The sequence below is a fragment of the Pseudomonas arcuscaelestis genome (genome assembly GCF_016881005.1).
Taxonomy (GTDB): Bacteria; Pseudomonadota; Gammaproteobacteria; order Pseudomonadales; family Pseudomonadaceae; genus Aquipseudomonas; species Aquipseudomonas arcuscaelestis.
Genome location: NZ_JACOPV010000004.1, coordinates 321,956 through 341,412, shown reverse-complemented (window position 1 = coordinate 341,412; position 19,457 = coordinate 321,956). Strand labels below are relative to the sequence as shown.

The following is a 19,457-nucleotide window of genomic DNA, read 5'->3' as shown; positions in this document are numbered from 1 at the left end:
GACGAAAGCTGCATGACCACGGTTGGACTGTCGTACAAAAGTTAGAAATAGCTGAAAAACCTGATTCTCTGGCAGAAACCATCGCAGCAAACCTTTTCGTAACTTGTTTTTAACTACCGGTATCGTTTTATCCCACAACCTGAACAGAGGCCACGAGCCATTTTTCTGTAGTTTTACTACTCCTTCTTCACCTCAAAAGCATGAAATGGTGATTCATTTGTAGTAAAACTACACAACGCCGGTACACTCTCCGGTAATCCAAGAATTTCATGTCGTCTGCCCAAAAGGCCAGTCGCAAACTCAGGCAACCGATTCTGGAAGCCTTTCCGCCCTGGAGCAAGCCATGCAAGACCTCGATCCCGTCGAAACCCAGGAATGGCTGGACGCCCTGGAGTCGGTTCTCGACAAAGAAGGCGAAGACCGCGCTCACTATCTGATGACCCGTATGGGCGAGTTGGCCACCCGTAGTGGCTCTCAGCTGCCATATGCCATCACCACGCCGTACCGCAACACCATCCCCGTTACCCACGAAGCACGCATGCCTGGCGACCTGTTCATGGAACGCCGCATCCGTTCGCTGATCCGTTGGAACGCGTTGGCCATGGTAATGCGCACCAACCTGCGAGATTCGGATCTGGGCGGCCACATTTCGAGCTTCGCCTCCAGCGCCACTCTGTATGACATCGGCTTCAACTACTTCTTCCAAGCCCCGACCGACGAGCATGGCGGCGACCTGATCTACTTCCAGGGCCACACCTCGCCAGGCGTCTACGCCCGCGCGTTCATGGAAGGCCGCATCACCGAAGACCAAATGAACAACTTCCGCCAGGAAGTCGATGGTCAAGGCCTGTCGTCCTACCCTCACCCATGGTTGATGCCTGACTTCTGGCAGTTCCCAACCGTTTCCATGGGTCTGGGCCCGATCCAGGCGATCTACCAAGCGCGTTTCATGAAGTACATGGAAAGCCGTGGCTACATCCCTGCCGGCAAGCAGAAGATCTGGTGTTTCCTGGGCGACGGCGAGTGCGACGAGCCAGAATCCCTGGGCGCGATCTCCCTGGCAGGCCGCGAGAAGCTGGACAACCTGATCTTCGTCATCAACTGCAACCTGCAGCGCCTCGACGGCCCGGTTCGCGGCAACGGCAAGATCATCCAGGAACTCGAAGGCGTGTTCCGTGGTGGTGGCTGGAACGTCAACAAAGTCGTTTGGGGCCGTTTCTGGGACCCTCTGCTGGCCAAAGACGTCGACGGTATCCTGCAGCGTCGCATGGACGAAGTCATCGACGGCGAGTACCAGAACTACAAGGCCAAGGACGGCGCGTTCGTCCGTGAGCACTTCTTCAACTCCCCAGAACTCAAGGCCATGGTCGCCGACCTGTCCGACGACGAGATCTGGAAGCTCAACCGTGGTGGCCACGACCCGTACAAGGTCTATGCAGCCTACCATCAGGCGGTCAACCACAAAGACCAGCCAACCGTCATTCTGGCCAAGACCATCAAAGGTTATGGCACCGGTGCTGGTGAAGCGAAAAACATCGCGCACAACACCAAGAAAGTCGACGTCGACAGCCTGCGTCACTTCCGTGATCGTTTCGACATCCCCGTCAAGGACGAAGACCTGGAAAACCTGCCGTTCTTCAAACCTGAAGAAGGCAGCGCCGAAGCCCGTTACCTGGCCGAGCGCCGTGCTGCCCTGGGCGGTTTCGTGCCTCAGCGCCGCGCCAAGAGCATGAGCATCCCGACCCCACCACTGGAAACCCTCAAGGCTATCCTGGACGGCTCGGGCGACCGTGAAATCTCCACCACCATGGCCTTCGTGCGAATCCTCGCGCAGCTGGTCAAGGACAAGGAAATCGGCCAGCGCATCGTTCCGATCATCCCGGACGAAGCCCGTACCTTCGGTATGGAAGGCATGTTCCGCCAACTGGGCATCTACTCGTCGGTCGGCCAGCTCTACGAGCCAGTCGATAAAGACCAGGTGATGTTCTACCGCGAAGACAAAAAAGGTCAGATCCTCGAAGAAGGCATCAACGAAGCGGGCGCCATGTCCTCCTTCATCGCTGCCGGTACTTCGTACTCGAACCACAACCAGCCGATGCTGCCGTTCTACATCTTCTACTCGATGTTCGGCTTCCAGCGTATTGGTGACCTGGCCTGGGCTGCTGGCGACAGCCGCACCCGTGGCTTCCTGATCGGCGGTACCGCCGGCCGTACCACCCTCAACGGTGAAGGCCTGCAGCACGAAGACGGTCATAGCCACTTGCTGGCCGCGACCATCCCGAACTGCCGCACCTATGATCCGACCTACGGCTACGAGCTGGCGGTGATCATTCAGGACGGCATGAAGAAGATGACCGAAGAGCAGCAGGACGTCTTCTACTACATCACCGTGATGAACGAAGCCTACACCCAGCCAGCCATTCCGGCCGGCGCCGAGGAAGGCATCATCAAGGGCATGTACCTGCTCGAGGAAGACACCCGCGAAGCGGCACATCACGTACAACTGATGGGCTCCGGCACCATCCTGCGTGAAGTGCGTGAAGCGGCGAAGATCCTGCGTGAAGAGTTCAACGTCGGTGCCGACGTCTGGAGCGTCACCAGCTTCAACGAACTGCGTCGCGACGGCCTGGCTGTAGAGCGCAGCAACCGTCTCAAGCCGGGTCAGAAGCCGCAGATCACCTACGTCGAAGAGTGCCTGGCTGGCCGTAAGGGTCCAGTCATCGCGTCCACCGACTACATGAAGCTGTTCGCCGAACAGATTCGTCAGTGGGTACCGAGCAAAGAATTCAAAGTCCTGGGTACCGATGGTTTCGGTCGCAGCGACAGCCGCAAGAAGCTGCGTCACTTCTTCGAAGTCGACCGCCACTTCGTCGTGCTGGCTGCACTGGAAGCCTTGGCTGACCGTGGCGACATCGAACCGAAGGTCGTGGCTGAAGCGATCACCAAGTTCGGCATCGACCCGGACAAACGCAACCCACTGGACTGCTGAGGAGTATTTTAAGTGAGCGAACTCATTCGCGTACCTGACATCGGCAGCGGTGAAGGTGAAATCATTGAGCTGTTCGTCAAAGTTGGCGACCGCATCGAGGCTGACCAAAGCCTGCTGACCCTGGAGTCCGACAAGGCCTCCATGGAAATCCCGGCCCCCAAGGCCGGTGTTATCAAGTCGCTGAAGGTCAAGCTGGGCGATCGTCTGAAAGAAGGCGACGAACTGATGGAACTGGAAGTCGAGGGCGCAGCTGCTGCGCCTGAGGCTCCGGCCGCCGCCCCTGCTGCTGCCGCTGCACCTGCTGCTGCACCCGTTGCCGAGGCCCCAGCGGCCCCGGCAGCGGCGCCCGCTGCTGCCACTGTCCAGGACATCCACGTTCCGGATATCGGTTCTTCGGGTAAAGCCAAGATCATCGAAGTACTGGTCAAGGTCGGCGACACCGTCGAAGCCGACCAGTCGCTGATCACCCTGGAATCGGACAAAGCCTCGATGGAGATCCCGTCTCCAGCCGCTGGCGTGGTCGAAGCCGTGATTGCCAAGCTGGACGACGAAGTCGGTACCGGCGACCTGATCCTCAAGCTGAAAGTGGCTGGCGCTGCTCCGGCTGCTGCCCCAGCACCTGCCGCTGCCGCTCCGGCGCCTGCCAAGGCTGAAGCTGCACCAGCTGCCGCTCCTGCCGCTGCGCCAGCACCTGCTGCAGCTCCGGCTGCTGCCCCAGCCGCTGCCAGCGGTGCCAAGGTTCACGCCGGCCCTGCCGTGCGTCAGTTGGCCCGTGAGTTCGGCGTCGAGCTGAGTGCTGTATCGGCAACTGGCCCGCACGGTCGCATCCTCAAGGAAGACGTACAGGTTTACGTCAAATCCATGATGCACAAGGCCAAGGAAGCTCCAGCCGCCGGTGCAACCGGTGGTGCTGGCATCCCGCCGATCCCGGAAGTCGATTTCAGCCGTTTCGGCGAAATCGAAGAAGTGCCGATGACTCGCCTGATGCAGATGGGTGCTACCAACCTGCATCGCAGCTGGTTGAACGTGCCGCACGTTACCCAGTTCGACAGCGCCGATATCACCGAGCTGGAAGCCTTCCGCGTTGCGCAGAAAGCCGTTGCAGAGAAGGCCGGCGTCAAGCTGACCGTACTGCCACTGCTGCTCAAGGCCTGTGCCCACCTGCTCAAGGAACTGCCAGACTTCAACAGCTCGCTGGCGCCTAGCGGCAAAGCGATCATCCGCAAGAAATACGTCAACGTCGGTTTCGCCGTAGACACTCCGGATGGCCTGCTGGTGCCGGTGATCAAGAACGTCGACCAGAAGAGCCTGCTGCAACTGGCTGGCGAAGCGGCGGCCCTGGCTGAAAAAGCCCGGACCAAGAAACTGTCGGCTGACGACATGCAAGGCGCCTGCTTCACCATTTCCAGCCTCGGCCATATTGGCGGCACCGGCTTCACGCCGATCGTCAACGCGCCGGAAGTGGCGATCCTGGGTGTTTCCAAGGCAACCATCCAGCCAGTCTGGGACGGCAAGGCCTTCCAGCCCAAGCTGATGCTGCCGTTGTCGCTGTCCTACGATCACCGCGTGATCAACGGTGCAGCTGCCGCGCGCTTCACCAAGCGCCTGGGCGACCTGCTGACCGACATCCGCACCATGCTGCTGTAATGCTGTTTCCTGTCTCCCTCTGCCGAGGGAGACAGGGTCCCTTTTCGAGCTGCCACGCTCGTACCTCAACCCCGTCACTTTGGCGGGGCTTTTTTTGCCCGCCATTCCAGCGCCCGTGTCATTGCCAGCTACGGTGCGGCTCAAGGTTTCAGCTTCAAGGCCGACAAAGTATGCGCAGGGTTCTGTATTGCTTGTAAGCCTCAGCTGCATGATGCAACCTTGCCAACACGCGTAGTAGCAAATTGCATTATCTTCGCGAACAGCCTCCTTGAAGCGAGTTCTCAATGAAAAGCCAACCCGATGCCGCCAGCCGTATGGTGGCCGAGGTCGTGACGCAATTGCCCGTGCCTTCGCGGCTCGGCATGCTGCGTTTCGAACGGCTGAATGAGGCGAGTTGGGCCCTGCTATACCTCGACCCCACATGTGAACGCCAATTTGGCCTGGCTGCGGTCGAGCTCTGCGCGTTGGTAGGATCACCTTATGCCAGCCTGATGGAACCCGAAGCTCGCTACAAACTGCATGACGCCATCCAGTTGCAACTGAGCCAGCGTCCGCACTATCTGGTGCGTTACACCCTACACACCGCTCAAGGACCGATGCACGTGCTGGAGGTGGGTGAAGCCTACAAGCAGCACAACCGTCAGTTGCTACGCGGCTATCGGACCGTGATCGACACCCAGCCAGGGGAGGGTCCGGACCTCAGCGCTGCCGACCTGGAAACCCGCAACAACCGCCTGCAGATCGCCCTGCAACTGAACCAGCAAGCCCAGCAGGAACAGCTTGAACATCTGGAGCGGGTACGCGCCCAGCAGGAGTTGATCCTGCACCTGGCCCGTCATCGCTACAGCGCCGGCAACTCACTGCTTGAAGCCGCCGAACTGATCACCCGCAGCGCCTGCGAGATCTACAAGATCGACTGCGCAAGCCTCTGGTATCTGGAGGGGCAGCGTCTGGAGCCGATTTCCGCCTATTACCGCGTAGCCCAGGAACATCACCTGCCTGAGCCCATCGACGCCAGTTGCTTCCCCGACTACCTCGAGGCCTTGCATACCAGCCGCGCCATCGACGCTCACAATGCGACCCACGATCCGCGTACCCGGGAAATGGCCGAAAGTCTGCGCCCGCGCGACATCAATGCCATGCTCGACGCCAGTATCCGTATCGATGGCCAAGTGGTTGGCGTCTTGTGCCTTGAACAGACTGGCTCGGCGCGGGCTTGGCAGACAGACGAAATTGCCTTTGCCGGTGAACTGGCCGATCAATTCGCGCAGGTTATCAACAATCACAACCGGCGTACCGCCACCAGCGCCCTGTACCTGTTCCAGCGCGCCGTAGAACAAAGCGCCAATGCCTTTTTGCTGGTCAACCGCGACGGCGTGGTCGAGTACGTCAACCCAAGCTTCACCGCCATCACCCAATACAGCACCGACGAGGTCCACGGCCATCGGCTTTCGGAGCTGCCCGCGCTGGAGAACCTCAGCGAGTTGTTGTTCGATGCGCAATCGAGCCTGGCCATGAGCAACAGCTGGCAAGGCGAGTTCAAAAGCCGACGCAAGAACCTGGAGCCGTACTGGGGGCAGCTATCGATTTCCAAAGTTTACGGTGACAACCGGGAACTGACCCATTACATCGGTATCTACGAAGACATCACCCAAAGCAAACTGGCCCAGCAGCGCATTGAACGCCTGGCCTACACCGACAACTTGACCAGCCTCGGCAATCGCCCGGCATTCATCCGCAACCTCGACGAACGCTTTGCCCTCGACAGCGACAGTCCCATTTGCCTGCTGCTGGTGGACATCGACAACTTCAAGCGGATCAACGACAGCCTCGGTCACCAGACCGGTGACAAGCTGTTGATCAGCCTGGCTCGGCGTCTGCGCAACAGCCTCAGCGCCGGAGGCAGCCTGGCACGTTTTGCCAGTAACGAATTCGCCGTGTTGCTCGAAGACACCAACATCCACAGCGGCCTGGAGATTGCCCAGCAGTTGCTGCGTACGCTCGACAAACCAATGTTCGTCGACAACCAATTGATCAGCGTCACCGGTTCCGTCGGCCTGGCCTGCGCGCCGCTGCACGGTCGCGACCCGCAAACCCTGATGAAAAATGCGGGGCTTGCGCTGCACAAGGCCAAGGCCAACGGCAAGCATCAGGCGCAAGTGTTCACCGAGGCGCTGAACGCCGAAGCCAGCTACAAGCTGTTCGTTGAAAACAACCTGCGCCGCGCCCTGACCCAAAATGAACTGGATGTGTTCTACCAGCCCAAACTGTGCCTGCGCAGTGGCCGCCTGCTGGGCCTGGAGGCCCTGCTGCGCTGGAACCACCCTGACAAGGGCATGATCCGTCCGGACCAGTTCATCAGCGTTGCCGAAGAGACCGGGTTGATCATTCCCATCGGCAAATGGATCGCCCGCCAGGCCTGCCGCATGAGTCAGCAGTTGAGCAGGGCCGGGCTGGGCAACCTGCAAGTGGCGATCAACCTGTCGCCCAAGCAGTTTTCCGATCCTGATCTGGTGGCCTCGATTGCCAAGATTCTCGAAGAAGAAGCCCTCCCGCCCCACCTGCTGGAGCTGGAACTGACCGAAGGCTTGCTGCTTGAAGCCACCGAAGACACCCACCGCCAGCTCGACCAGCTGAAAAAACTCGGCCTCACCCTGGCGATGGACGACTTTGGTACTGGTTACTCCTCACTTAGCTACCTGAAGAAGTTTCCGATCGACATCCTCAAAATCGACCGCAGCTTCATTCATGAGATTCCCGCCAATCAGAACGACATGGAAATCACCTCGGCGGTGGTAGCCATGGCTCATAACCTCAAGCTTAAGGTTGTTGCCGAGGGCATCGAGACCGCCGAGCAGCTTGCGTTCCTGCGCCGCCATCGTTGCGACGTTGGCCAGGGCTATCTGTTCGACCGGCCGATTCCGGGGACTGAGCTGATTGAGCGACTCAAGCGTTATCCACGCGGCCCAATCGCCTGACAGCGGCGTAACACTCGGGCACACTAAGACTCTATCCCTTATCGTCCTACTTCAAAGAGGAATGGGTTTATGGTCCTGCGCTCGGAAATCCTGGTGAACAAAAACGTCCTGCCCACTGCGGAACAGGCCCTGCCTGGCCGCGAAACTCCCATGACCCTGCCAGAAAAGCACTACGTGTTCAAAGACACGCCGTTGCTTGGCCCGTTCTTCGAGAACGTCGGTTTCGCCATCTTCGGCCTCGGCTGCTTCTGGGGCGCCGAACGACGCTTCTGGCAACGGGAAGGCGTCGTCAGCACCGTCGTTGGCTACGCTGGCGGCTATACGCCAAATCCGACGTACGAAGAAGTCTGCTCGGGCCTGACCGGCCACACTGAGGTGGTGTTGGTGGTCTACGACCAGGACAAGGTCAGCTACGGCGAACTGTTGGCCATGTTCTGGGAACTGCACAACCCGACACAGGGCATGCGCCAGGGTAACGACATCGGCACTCAGTACCGCTCGGTGATCTACTGCACCACCCCCGAGCAACTAGAAGAAGCGCAAGCCAGCAAGCAGGCCTACCAGGCTGAACTGACCAAGGCCGGCTTCGGCGAAATCACCACCGAAATTGCCGAAGCGCCAACGGTCTACTTCGCCGAGGCCTACCACCAGCAATACCTGGCCAAGAATCCCGAGGGCTACTGCGGGATCGCTGGCACGGGCGTATGCCTGCCGCCCAGCCTGCAAGGCAACTGAGGGTCGAACATGAGCGCAGCAAGCATGACCCTGTTCCACGCCCCGGCCTCGCCCTTCGTTCGCAAGGTCATGGTAGTGCTGCACGAAACCGGGCAAATCGATCGCGTAACGCTGCAAAGCGTCAATCTGACGCCGATCAATCCAGTCGCCGAGCTCAACCAGGGCAATCCTGCAGGGAAAATCCCGGCCCTGCGCCTGGCCGATGGCAGCGTGCTTCACGACAGCCGGGTTATCTGTGAATACCTCGATCAGCAGCATGTGGGTATTGCACTGATCCCCAAGGAAGGTTGGTCGCGCTGGCATCGCCTGACCCTCGCCTCCCTTGCCGATGCGATCATGGATGCGGCGGTACTGACGCGCTACGAAACCTTCCTGCGCCCGCAGGAAATGCGCTGGGACAGCTGGATCGAGGCACAACAGGAAAAAATCCGTCGCGGCCTGACAAGCCTTGAGCAGGAGCACATGGCGGAACTGAGCTCGGCCTTCGACATCGCTGCCATTGGCGTGGCCTGCGCCCTGGGCTATCTGGATTTGCGCATGCCGGACTTCGGCTGGCGCGAGCAGCAACCCAAACTGGCGGCCTGGTATGCCCAGGCCAGCCAGCGGGCGTCGATGTTGGCTACCGATCCTTCGGTTTGACCCATCCTATCGTGGGGTACACCCCCTCCCACTGCGGGAGTGGGCTTGCCCCGCGATGTAGCCAGCGCTCAATCCGCCGAGCCAGCACCGCCCCCACCCGCCGCTCCTCTCGCAACCCCCTCATTGCTGTCTCCCCGACCCAACGCTGTACCAGTCCAGGCGACGGGTCAGAACCATGAATACACCCAGCATGCCGAACAACAGCAACGAGCCCATCAATAATGCATAGTCTTCGGCGCTGAGTAGCCCGTACAGCATCGCGTAAAGCACCGCCAACCCCACGGCAAAGGCCGCTGCTCGCATCAGGCTGTGCAGCACGTGGCAAAGGTAGAAGCCGATCAGCAGCACACAGGCACCTGCAGACAACAGGTAGGCCAGGCCAAAGCCCAGGTGTTCCGACAACGACAACAGCAGCAGGTAGAACAATGCCAGCGCAGCGCCCACAAGGGCGTACTGGATTGGATGCACGCTGAGGTTCTTGAGAATCTCGAAGAGGAAGAATCCGGCGAAGGTCAAGGCAATGAACAGCAGCGCATATTTGATCGCCCGTTCACTCTTGAGGTATTGATCCACCGGATCGACGAAGCTGACGCCAAAGGCGCGGCTATGAAACTCCTCGCAACTGGCATTGACCACGCATTGCGTCAAAGCATCCTTGAGGTTGGTGGAGAAAAACGAGGTCTGCCAGCGTGCAGAGAAACCACCCGCGTCAATCGTGCGGCTGCTCGGCAGGTAATTGCCGACAAAACTTGGATGCGGCCAGTTGGCTGCCATGCTGACGGTGGTGCTACGACCAACCGGCAACACATGAAACTGACCGGTTCCCTGCAAGCTGAGATCGAAGGCGTAGTCGAACCGGGTTTCTGTCTTGCTGTTGAGATCGCCGAGCATCACATGAACCCCGCCGCCCAACCAGCTCAAGGTGGTACCGGCCTGAAAATCCAGGCGCTGGTCGTTGAACTGAAGCTGCAAGCCTTTTTCGATGCCGCGGATGTCACTGATGCCCACGGCCAGAAACGCGGGGTCGAAGCGATAGTCGTCAACGTCTTCAGTAATACCCCAGTTTGCTGGCACCTTGAATTGACCGCTGATGTGGTTGTTGGCGTGGAACAACCGCGTCTGATAGATGCCTCGTGAACGCAGCTCGGTGTCGATGTTCGACTTCAGCTCGAAGGTATCCGGCAGAAAGTACAGCAGGCCACTGACTTGCTTGGCTTGCTCGACGCTCTTGCCGTCTTCAGTCTTCCAGCTTCGTTCGGTTTTACGGTACGGCACCACCAGCACCGGACCGCTGATCTGCTGACTGTAGCTGGCACTCTGGGCAATGTTCTCAATCACCTCGTCACGCAGCGACTGTCGCTCGTCAATCAAGCCACTGATCATCAGCAGCGGGATAAGCAGAAGCACCACCAACAAAGCGATGGTGCCCAGTTTGATACTCAAGGTTCGGTTCATAAAGCAAGGCTCCGGTTTCGATAAGCAGAGTCTGCTTGTTCAAAATGGAGCCCTTGGGAAGTTGTATGGAGACTGCGTGCAGAGTATGTGGAATTTCAGCCCAGGCGCTTGGCGGGCAACCACAATCGAACCCGAACCCCCGCTTCGGCGTTGGCGACCTCCAGCGAGCCACCATGCAGTTGCATCACCTCCTCGACGAAGTTCAAGCCCAAACCCGTACTCTTGCGCCCGCTCAGTGGTCGCGGTAGCGAATAAAAGCGCTCGCTCAAACGGCCCAGGGCGTACTCGGGAATCGCCTCGCCCTGGTTGAACAGACTCAAGGCCACGCGCGCACCGTGTTGCTCCAACTCAAAAAGCAGCAAGCCGCCAGGTGGCGTGAAGTCCAGGGCGTTGTCCAACAAATTTGCAATGGCCTGGCGCATCAGGAACGGCTCGCACAGCAGTCGGGTTTGAGCAGGCACACGTTGGCGCACCTGCAAGCGATTGCTCTCGATACGCGCACTCTGGGCCAGCAACAACTCATCGATCAAGGCTGCCAACGCTACTTGTTGCTGTTCTTCCAGCGCTTGCATCTGCTCGACCTGCGCCAGATTGAGCAGGCGCTCGATCAACTGCTGCATGCGGGCGCTTTCGCTTTCGATGTTGCCGGCAAAGCGCTGGCGCTGTTCCTCCGACATTGGCCCCTGCAACAGCTCCGAGGCCCCGCGGATGGCCGCCAGTGGACTCTTGAGTTCGTGGGTCAGCGTATGCACATAGCGTTCGACGTAGTCCTTGCCTTCCAATTGCGTGCGCATCCGTTCGACCGCCGCAGCCAACTGCCCCAGCTCACCACCTCGGTAGCGCGGCAGTGTAGTGCGCTCGCCTTCACTGACAGTCTGGGCGTAATGAGTCAGACGCCGCAACGAGCGCGCCAGCCACCAAGACAACGCAGCGCCAACCAGCAAGCCCAGCCCGATCAGGCCTACTCCCAGGTACAGCAAACGCTGCTCGGAACGGTCGATGTAAGGTTGCAGCGACTTGTTCGGCTTGGCCACGGTGACCACACCAATAATTTTGCCTTCATCGAGAATCGGCGCGGCTACGTGCATGACCGATGACTCGGCATCATCGGGGTCGCTGCGGGTCGAGCGCGCACCGTACTCACCGCGAAGCGTCAGGTAGACGTCATTCCAGCGGGAATAGTCCTGGCCCACGGCCTCTCCACTGGAGTCGAGCAGAACCTTGCCCTTGGCATCGGTTACATAGATACGGTGGTTGACCTGATTTTTCGACAAGCCCCAGATCTCGGCCCTTGGCTGACGCTGACCGTACGCGCGCAACAGCAGCGGCAAACGACTCTGGCCCAGGGTGCCAGCCTTGACGTCATCGTGAAGTATCTCGGCCAGCAGGTTGGCGGTGTCCACCAGGGTTTCTTCGGTGGACTGACGCACGCCCGGGCGGATCTGCTCACGCACCGTGCTCAGAATGAAATAACCGGTCAGCCCGACAAACAGGAAATAGACCAGAAAGATCCGAATCCCAAGGCGCATCAGCTATGGCCTGGACTGTAGCTGTAGCCAAGACCGCGATGAGTCTGGATCGGTTCGGCGTCGACGGCAACCTGACGCAGCTTGGCCCTCAGGCTTTTGATGTGACTGTCGATATTGCGCTCGTAACCGGCCTCGGCAGCCACACCTACAGCGTCGAGCAGCTGCTCACGACTGAACACCCGCTCGGGTTGATCCAGCAAGCTCTGCAACAGACGAAACTCATGACGAGTCAGACTCAAGGCCTGGCCACGGTAGCTAATCTGCATGCGCTGGGTATCGACATGGAACACCGCTGTCACGCTGCTCACGGGTTCAGCGCGTGGCGCCATACGCTTGAGAATCGCCCGTACCCGAGCGGCGACCTCGCGTGGACTGAACGGCTTGACCACATAATCATCGGCACCGATTTCCAGGCCCACCACGCGGTCGATTTCACCGTCGCGCGCACTGAGGAACATCACCGGTACGTCACTGAAACGCCGCAATTGGCGACAGGTTTCAAAACCGCTGATGTCCGGCAAACCGATGTCGAGGATGATCAGGTCGGCGGGGTGCAGACGCTGCTGCTCCAGGGCAGCATTGCCGAGTGTCACCCACTCGGTGCTGTGGCCGTCGCCTTGCAAGGCAAAAATCAGCGTGTCGGCGATCGCCGCTTCGTCTTCAACAATAAGTATGTGGGGCACGGGAGCTGCAAGCCTCAAGCTACAAGCTTCAAGTAGAAGCAGATAGCGTGACGTTACACTGAAGTGCCTTTTCTTGCAGCTTGCAGCTCGACGCCTGGAACTGACGCCGCTATCAACACTCGGGCTTGCCGGCGGTGAAGCGCCGCGCCGGGTTCACCGCTGCCTTGAATTCGCGCAAGGCCTTGGCACCGATCAACAGCGGGTAGTTGAAGCTGCTGCGGTCGGTGAGGTTCACCTCCACCGTGCGTTTGACGTCGCCCAGGCAAAGCTCAAGATCAACCACCGGGCGCTTGCTGACTTCCGCACCTTCACCGTCTTCATCTTCGTCAGCGCGGTTCTTGATCTTGCTGATGCGCGCCAGCTTGTGTTCGTAGACCTTGCCGTCGGACTCCTTGGTCGCCAGGCGAAAACGCACCCAGTCCTCTCCATCACGGGTGAACATTTCGATGTCCTTGGCCGACAGCGACGCGGTGAGGGCGCCGGTGTCCATCTTGGCTTTCAAGGTTTCCCCCGCAAACTCCGGCAGTGTGATGTATTCGTAGCGGCCATACAGGGTTGGTTCAGCAGCCATCACCGGAAGGGCCAGCAACGACAGCAATGCGAGTACAGGTTTCACAGGATCCGCTTCCTTGAGATAAGACAGTGATTAGACTGCGAAGGCTGGATAGGTTCGCGCGAACAGTCTATTCAACACAATGTGAAACATTTGTGCCCTGCAACCGGACCCGAGCATTTGGCGTATGCCGTTAGGGTGCTTATCATTGCCGGTCGCCTACTTGAATATAAGAGCTTTCTTATGCGCCGCTTACTAACGGGCATTCTTGTGACCTCGCTGTTGCTGCTCAACACCTTGGTCCTGATCGGCCCGCTGATGGTCTTTGCCCTGTTCAAACTGGTTTTGCCCGGCCGTTACCGTGATTACGCTTCATGGGCGGTAATGTGGATTGCCGAGACCTGGGCCGAAATCGACAAACTTATTTTTCGCGTGTGCATTCCCACCCAGTGGGAGGTTCGCGGTGCTGACGGCCTGCGCCTGGACACATCGTATCTGGCCATCAGTAACCATCAAAGCTGGGTAGATATTCCGGCACTGATCCAGGTGCTCAACCGGCGCATCCCTTTCTTCAAATTCTTCCTTAAAAAGGAACTGATCTGGGTGCCACTGCTGGGCTTGGCCTGGTGGGCGCTGGATTACCCGTTCATGAAGCGCTACAGCAAGGCGTTTCTCGATAAGCATCCGCAACTCAAGGGCCAGGACCTGGAAATCACCAAGGCTGCCTGCGAATTGTTCAAGCGCCAGCCGGTAACCGTGGTCAATTACCTTGAGGGCACACGCTTTACCGAGGCCAAGCGTGCGGCGCAGCAGTCACCGTTCAAACACCTGCTCAAACCCAAGGCGGGAGGCGTGGCCTTCGTTCTAGCAGCGCTGGGCGAGCAACTGGACGCCCTGCTCGACGTGACAATCGTCTATCCCGGCGACAAGGCGCCGGGGTTCTGGGATTTACTCAGTGGCGCGGTTCCCAAGGTCATCATCGATATTCAGGTACGCGAACTGGACCCGGTGCTGTGCAAGGGTGACTACGAAAACGATCCTGCTGTGCGCCAGGCGGTGCAGGACTGGGTCAACCAGCTCTGGCACGCCAAGGATCAGCGTATCGAAACCTTGAAGGCGGCGCTTGATCAGTCGCTGGCGAGCCCGCGAGCACAGGCCTGAATGATTTGATTAAAACCTGTCTTAATAATCAACATTAGGGATTCTTCTTTGCTATTGGCCATTTAACTGGATAAAAATCGAGCAATAAATAAATACAAAAACGCTCGGATCGATAAATGGCCAATCAACCCAGCAATGCTGCCCAGGCAGATTCCGCCCAACTGCGCCGCGTCCTCGGCCTTCCTGCCCTGGTGTTCTTCGGCCTGGTGTACATGGTTCCCCTGACCATATTCACCACCTACGGTATCGTTACCGAAATTACCGGAGGGCGCACCGCTGGTGCCTACCTGGTCACCCTGCTGGCCATGCTGTTCACCGCGACGTCCTACAGCTTCATGGTTCGGCGCTTTCCAGTGGCCGGCTCCGCCTACTCCTACACCAATCTGGCGTTCGGACCGAGCGTCGGCTTTCTCGCTGGCTGGTCGCTGCTGCTCGATTACCTGTTCATTCCGATGATCAATTACCTGCTCATCGGCCTGTTCCTGAATATCGCCTTCCCAAGCATTCCGGTGTGGACGCTCATCCTCGGCTCGATCACCCTGGTCACAGTATTGAACGTGATCGGCATTCACTCGGTGGCCAAGGCCAGCAACCTGATTGTCGGCGCCCAGATCATCTTTATCGGTGTTTTTGTGGCGCTGTCGTTCAAGACCCTGGGCGCAGGTGCGCCAGTCGATGTGCTCTCGCCGCTGCTTGGCGATGGCAGCCAACCGGGCTTTACCCAGTTGATGGCGGGTGCAGCCGTACTGTGCTTGTCGTTCCTTGGCTTCGACGCGGTGTCGACCCTGGCCGAGGAAACCAAGGATCCACGTCGTGACGTACCACGGGCGATCATCCTCACGACGCTGGGCGCCGGCTTGCTGTTCACCCTGCTGGCCTACATCAGCCAACTGGTACTGCCAGGAAGTCATTTCGCCAATACCGATGCGGCGGCCAACGAGGTGATGTTCAAGGCCGGCGGACAGTTCCTGGCCAACTTCTTCACCGCAGCTTTTGTCGCTGGCAGCCTGGGCTCGGCCCTGGCGTCGCAAGCGGCGGTATCGCGAATCCTCTACACCATGGGCCGCGACAACGTTTTGCCACAGCGCTGGTTCGCCAGACTTTCGCCGCGCTTCGGTACACCTGTAGTCGCAACCTTGGTGGTTTCGGCATTTTCACTGCTGGCGCTGATCATCGACCTCGCCACCCTGGCATCGCTGATCAGCTTTGGGGCGCTGGTGGCATTCTCGGCGGTAAACCTGGCGGTGATTCGCACGCACTTGATCAGTGAAACCTGCCATCGCAACCTGTCGGGGTTGCTGCGTTATGGTCTGGTTCCCCTGGTGGGCATGAGCCTTACCCTGTGGCTTTGGACCAGCCTGTCGACCCTGACCTTGACCATAGGTTTGAGCTGGTTCGGTCTGGGCCTGGCATATCTGCTGGTGCTCACGGGCGGCTTCCGTCGCCCGGTGCGCATGGTGAATTTTTCCGAAGCGGGCTAAGCGACGTTATACCGACGGTATGGCCGCAGGTGTCCCCCACAGACCGCCAAGGCTCTGCAACAGCGAGCCTGCAACGCCCTGCTGACCGAGGTACTGCAAAATCAGCGGGGCAAACTGGCCAATCATGCCGGAGTCCATGCCCAGGGCACTGAAAGCGTTGTTCAGATCAGTGGTATCTTTAACATTGTCGCCCAGGGCATTGCTCAAGGCCGACGACTTACCGCTCTTGCCAAGCAAATCGCCCAGCCCGCTCAAACCACCCAGAGCATTTTCGCCGGAAAGCATATCCAGCCCCGGCACGGCTTTGCTCAGTTGTTCGTAATCGGTGCTGCTCAACTGATTACGGGCAAGCCCCAGCAAGGCACCGGTACCGCCGATGGCCTGCTCAGGGGTAACTTTCAGCTCACTGCCGAGGGTATTGAGTAAATTCGCCGAAGCGGCGGGCGCCTGCACCGCAGCGTCGTCCTTGTTGCCTTGCATGGCAGAAACGGCATTGGCCGCATCGCTGAGATTAAAGGCAAATGCCGAGCTGGCAGCCAGGGTCATCAGAGTGACCAGTGCAAAACGTTTCATGAATAGACCTCGTCAGCCGTAAAGGCAGGGAAAACGAGGATTGGACTGCTCGGACGGCCGAATGTTCCGCGGTTGCCGCCGAGCCTGGGCCACATAAAGACCCAGGGGATTATCCGCATTGGGATGCGCTGTGGCTTTGAGCGTATCGCTGGGCACGCCCGCTTCTACCGAGTAATGATGCAAGTGCGGTGGGAGCGGCCGTGCCTAGCGATGGCCTTACGCCGCGCTGAACAGTTTGTGCGGATCGATCACAAACTTCTTCGGTACCCCGGCATCGAATTCGCCATAGCCTTCGGGCGCCTGATCCAGGCTGATGACCTGCACACCCACTACTTCGGCAATGTTGATGCGGTCCCACATAATGGCCTGCATCAGCTGACGGTTGTATTTCATTACCGGTGTTTGACCGGTGTGGAAGCTGTGCGACTTGGCCCAACCAAGGCCAAAACGGATGCTCAAGCTACCGATCTTCGCCGCAGCATCCACCGCTCCCGGGTCTTCTGTGACATACAGGCCAGGAATGCCAATCTTGCCCGCTACCCGCACAACGCCCATCAGTGAGTTGAGCACGGTGGCCGGGGCTTCATGCTTGGCACCGGCGTGGCCATGACCACGCGCCTCAAAGCCTACGGCATCGACTGCGCAGTCGACTTCCGGCTCGCCCAGCAGGTTGGCGATCTGCTCATGCAGCGGGGTGTCCTGGGACAGATCGGCAATTTCGAAACCTTGTGCCTTGGCGTGAGCCAGGCGTACCGGATTGACGTCACCGACAATGACGACCGCAGCACCCAGTAAACGCGCCGAAGCTGCGGCAGCCAGACCCACCGGGCCGGCGCCGGCGATGTACACCGAGCTGCCCGGACCGACACCCGCAGTGACCGCTCCGTGGTACCCGGTTGGCAGGATGTCGGAGAGGCAGGTCAGGTCGCGGATTTTCTCCATGGCCTTGTCGCGGTTGGGCAGTTTCAGCAAGTTGAAATCGGCGTACGGCACCAGCACGTACTCGGCCTGGCCACCGGTCCAGTCGCCCATGTCGACATAGCCATAGGCACCACCGGCACGCGCCGGGTTAACGGTCAGGCAGACACCGGTGTGTTGTTCCTTGCACGAGCGGCAGCGGCCGCAGGCGACGTTGAATGGCACTGAAACCAGATCACCGATCTGCAGGTTCTCAACATCCCGACCTTTTTCGATCACCTCACCGGTGATTTCATGACCCAGCACCAGACCGACCTGAGCAGTGGTACGGCCACGAACCATGTGCTGGTCCGAGCCGCAGATGTTGGTGGAGACCACCCTGAGAATCACCCCGTGCTCGATCTTCTTGCCACGCGGATCCTGCATTTTCGGGTAGTCAATTTTTTGCACCTCGACCTTACCGCCGCCCAGATACACGACACCACGATTACCAGACATGCTTTTACCTCGCTAAAGTTTGTTGTTATGTAGCGGTGCAAAGTGCGCAGCCCGCAGGCGGCGCTGTATTACTGGAATCTGTTGTTTCCATCGCGGGGCTTGCCCCGCGATCAAAGCACGACCGTTCTGTTGGCGTTCAAGAACACCCGTCGCTCGATGTGATACCCCACCGCCCGCGCTAACGTCAGGCACTCGATATCACGGCCCTTGGCGATCAGGTCTTCGGGATAATGACTATGATCGACCGACTCCACGCCCTGGGCGATGATCGGCCCTTCGTCGAGGTCGTTGTTGATGTAATGGGCCGTGGCCCCGACCAGTTTCACGCCCTTGTTGTAAGCCTGGTGATAAGGTTTGGCGCCCTTGAACCCGGGCAGCAGGGAGTGATGAATGTTGATCGCCCAACCATCGAGCTTGCGGCACAGCTCTGGCGACAGTACTTGCATGTAGCGGGCAAGAATCACCAGCTCGGCCCCAGACGCCTCGATTACCTGCAGCACCTTGCGTTCTTGCGCCGGTTTGTCGTGCGGATCAAGGGCGAAGTGGTAGTAGGGAATACGGTGCCAATGAGCCAGCGGCTCAAGGTCGGGATGGTTGGAGATCACCGCCACAACGTCCATGCTCAACTGCCCGATGCGCTGGCGGTAAAGCAGGTCGTTGAGGCAGTGGTCAGCTTTGGAAACCATGATCACCACTTTCGGCCGATGCTTGGGCGCAGTCAGCTCGAACAGCATGCCGAAGGCTTCGCCACGCTCGGCAAGGCCGGCGCGAAAATTGACCTCATCGAAATCATTCGACTGGCGGAACTCCACCCGAATGAAGAAGCGCCCAGACAAACGGTCATCGAACGAGTGGTGCTCGGTGACATAGCAATGCTGCTCGTACAAATATCGGGTCACCACATCCACAGTGCCGAGCAGGCTCGGACAGTCAGCGGTAAGAATCCAGGTGTCCGGTGCTCGGCTCATGATCTCGCTCCCTAGGCCTCGATGCTCAAACCGTATTCAGCCGCCGCGTCCTGCAGCCACAGCCACCAGTAGTCGGAGAAGCTACGACGAATGAGCAACTCCCAGGTTTCCTCGCCAGTTCGGCGGATCACCAACTGCGACTTGGCGAACACCGTGCCCACAGCCTTGCCGACCGGGAAGTTGTTTGGATGTACATCGTAGCTGGTGGATTTCATCAGCACTTCGCGAACATTCGGGCCGCTCAGTTCCAACAGGGTTTGCCCGCCACTGACATTGACCACCTGGATGTGCTGCCCCTCGAGGGCATCACGCAGTTTCTGTTCGACGGCGAACTCCTGGCCACCAGCAACGATCAGCAGCCATTCATCCGGACCCAGCCACTGCAGCGACATCTCGCCATTGGCGACTACCGTCAGTGCCACCGGTAACTCCAACCCCAAAGCCTTGAATACCCCACCGGCAAAAGCCGGATCACGGCCATCGCCACGCAAGGTCAAATGACCCAGAAACTTGTGCTCGCGCAGGGTCACCCCGGCGTTCTTGCGGCCTTTGCCGACCAGGCTGGACAGGTCGGCGTGATGCAGTGGCGACTCTGCCTTGACGTCGTTGCCTGGGCGTTGCTGGTAAACGTTGATCGTGCTCATTACTCA

The 19,457-nt window shown here is 59.1% G+C and carries 15 protein-coding genes; 7 read left to right on the top strand and 8 right to left on the bottom strand.

Annotated features, from left to right (window positions below):
- Positions 1 to 343 precede the first annotated feature (343 nt).
- The 5 genes from aceE (at position 344) to H8F21_RS07895 (ending at position 8,988) form a co-directional block, all read left to right on the top strand.
- Positions 344 to 2,989, top strand: coding sequence for a pyruvate dehydrogenase (acetyl-transferring), homodimeric type (gene aceE, locus H8F21_RS07915; RefSeq protein ID WP_203479908.1), 2,646 nt, complete (start codon positions 344 to 346; stop codon positions 2,987 to 2,989).
- A 12-nt stretch (positions 2,990 to 3,001) separates the two neighbouring features.
- Positions 3,002 to 4,636: a dihydrolipoyllysine-residue acetyltransferase gene (gene aceF / locus H8F21_RS07910; RefSeq protein ID WP_203479909.1), complete on the top strand. Its 1,635-nt coding sequence runs from the start codon at positions 3,002 to 3,004 to the stop codon at positions 4,634 to 4,636.
- Between the two features lie 284 nt (positions 4,637 to 4,920).
- Positions 4,921 to 7,614, top strand: a complete 2,694-nt coding sequence (locus H8F21_RS07905; protein ID WP_203584188.1) for a putative bifunctional diguanylate cyclase/phosphodiesterase — start codon at positions 4,921 to 4,923, stop codon at positions 7,612 to 7,614.
- 69 nt (positions 7,615 to 7,683) lie between these two features.
- Entirely contained in the window at positions 7,684 to 8,349 is a 666-nt protein-coding gene (msrA, locus tag H8F21_RS07900) for a peptide-methionine (S)-S-oxide reductase MsrA (RefSeq protein ID WP_203479911.1), read from the top strand.
- 9 nt (positions 8,350 to 8,358) lie between these two features.
- A complete protein-coding gene (locus H8F21_RS07895; RefSeq protein ID WP_236042935.1) occupies positions 8,359 to 8,988 on the top strand; it encodes a glutathione S-transferase in 630 nt (209 codons plus the stop codon).
- Between the two features lie 120 nt (positions 8,989 to 9,108).
- On the opposite strand, the gene creD is transcribed toward H8F21_RS07895, so the two are convergent.
- The 4 genes from creD to rloA2 all read right to left on the bottom strand — a co-directional run bounded on the left by creD (position 9,109) and on the right by rloA2 (position 13,271).
- Positions 9,109 to 10,443 (bottom strand): cell envelope integrity protein CreD, encoded by a 1,335-nt coding sequence (gene creD, locus H8F21_RS07890; protein WP_203479912.1) that lies wholly within the window; start codon positions 10,441 to 10,443, stop codon positions 9,109 to 9,111.
- A gap of 95 nt (positions 10,444 to 10,538) precedes the next feature.
- Complete coding sequence (creC, locus tag H8F21_RS07885) at positions 10,539 to 11,972, bottom strand: two-component system sensor histidine kinase CreC (protein ID WP_203479913.1); 1,434 nt, start codon at positions 11,970 to 11,972, stop codon at positions 10,539 to 10,541.
- Positions 11,972 to 12,655 (bottom strand): two-component system response regulator CreB, encoded by a 684-nt coding sequence (gene creB, locus H8F21_RS07880; RefSeq protein WP_203479914.1) that lies wholly within the window; start codon positions 12,653 to 12,655, stop codon positions 11,972 to 11,974. The genes creC and creB overlap by 1 nt, the downstream gene beginning before the upstream one ends.
- 112 nt (positions 12,656 to 12,767) lie before the next feature.
- Positions 12,768 to 13,271 carry a retropepsin-like aspartic peptidase RloA2 gene (gene rloA2 / locus H8F21_RS07875; RefSeq protein WP_203479915.1) on the bottom strand — a complete coding sequence of 168 codons (504 nt, stop codon included), beginning with the start codon at positions 13,269 to 13,271 and terminating at the stop codon, positions 12,768 to 12,770.
- Positions 13,272 to 13,451: 180 nt separating this feature from the next.
- Here rloA2 and H8F21_RS07870 point away from each other — a divergent pair, with 180 nt between their 5' ends.
- Entirely contained in the window at positions 13,452 to 14,369 is a 918-nt protein-coding gene (locus tag H8F21_RS07870; protein ID WP_203479916.1) for an acyltransferase, read from the top strand.
- 116 nt (positions 14,370 to 14,485) lie between these two features.
- Positions 14,486 to 15,850 carry an APC family permease gene (locus H8F21_RS07865; protein WP_203479917.1) on the top strand — a complete coding sequence of 455 codons (1,365 nt, stop codon included), beginning with the start codon at positions 14,486 to 14,488 and terminating at the stop codon, positions 15,848 to 15,850.
- Positions 15,851 to 15,856: 6 nt separating this feature from the next.
- On the opposite strand, the gene H8F21_RS07860 is transcribed toward H8F21_RS07865, so the two are convergent.
- The 4 genes from H8F21_RS07860 to H8F21_RS07845 form a co-directional block, all read right to left on the bottom strand.
- On the bottom strand, positions 15,857 to 16,423 hold the full coding sequence (locus H8F21_RS07860) for a DUF2780 domain-containing protein (RefSeq protein ID WP_203479918.1): 567 nt from the start codon (positions 16,421 to 16,423) through the stop codon (positions 15,857 to 15,859).
- Between the two features lie 216 nt (positions 16,424 to 16,639).
- A complete protein-coding gene (fdhA, locus tag H8F21_RS07855; RefSeq protein WP_136474137.1) occupies positions 16,640 to 17,839 on the bottom strand; it encodes a formaldehyde dehydrogenase, glutathione-independent in 1,200 nt (399 codons plus the stop codon).
- Between the two features lie 110 nt (positions 17,840 to 17,949).
- A complete protein-coding gene (purU, locus tag H8F21_RS07850; protein WP_203479919.1) occupies positions 17,950 to 18,807 on the bottom strand; it encodes a formyltetrahydrofolate deformylase in 858 nt (285 codons plus the stop codon).
- Positions 18,808 to 18,818: 11 nt separating this feature from the next.
- Positions 18,819 to 19,451 (bottom strand): sarcosine oxidase subunit gamma, encoded by a 633-nt coding sequence (locus H8F21_RS07845; protein WP_136474135.1) that lies wholly within the window; start codon positions 19,449 to 19,451, stop codon positions 18,819 to 18,821.
- Positions 19,452 to 19,457 lie beyond the last annotated feature (6 nt).

Bases quoted from the DNA above. Each gene is read 5' to 3' on its own strand.
- H8F21_RS07860 (WP_203479918.1), bottom strand. From the start codon at position 16,423: ATGAAACGTTTTGCACTGGTCACTCTGATGACCCTGGCTGCCAGCTCG.
- purU (WP_203479919.1), bottom strand. From the start codon at position 18,807: ATGAGCCGAGCACCGGACACCTGGATTCTTACCGCTGACTGTCCGAGC.
- H8F21_RS07895 (WP_236042935.1), top strand. From the start codon at position 8,359: ATGAGCGCAGCAAGCATGACCCTGTTCCACGCCCCGGCCTCGCCCTTC.
- fdhA (WP_136474137.1), bottom strand. From the start codon at position 17,839: ATGTCTGGTAATCGTGGTGTCGTGTATCTGGGCGGCGGTAAGGTCGAG.
- msrA (WP_203479911.1), top strand. From the start codon at position 7,684: ATGGTCCTGCGCTCGGAAATCCTGGTGAACAAAAACGTCCTGCCCACT.
- H8F21_RS07870 (WP_203479916.1), top strand. From the start codon at position 13,452: ATGCGCCGCTTACTAACGGGCATTCTTGTGACCTCGCTGTTGCTGCTC.
- H8F21_RS07845 (WP_136474135.1), bottom strand. From the start codon at position 19,451: ATGAGCACGATCAACGTTTACCAGCAACGCCCAGGCAACGACGTCAAG.
- H8F21_RS07905 (WP_203584188.1), top strand. From the start codon at position 4,921: ATGAAAAGCCAACCCGATGCCGCCAGCCGTATGGTGGCCGAGGTCGTG.
- creC (WP_203479913.1), bottom strand. From the start codon at position 11,972: ATGCGCCTTGGGATTCGGATCTTTCTGGTCTATTTCCTGTTTGTCGGG.
- H8F21_RS07865 (WP_203479917.1), top strand. From the start codon at position 14,486: ATGGCCAATCAACCCAGCAATGCTGCCCAGGCAGATTCCGCCCAACTG.
- creD (WP_203479912.1), bottom strand. From the start codon at position 10,443: ATGAACCGAACCTTGAGTATCAAACTGGGCACCATCGCTTTGTTGGTG.
- aceE (WP_203479908.1), top strand. From the start codon at position 344: ATGCAAGACCTCGATCCCGTCGAAACCCAGGAATGGCTGGACGCCCTG.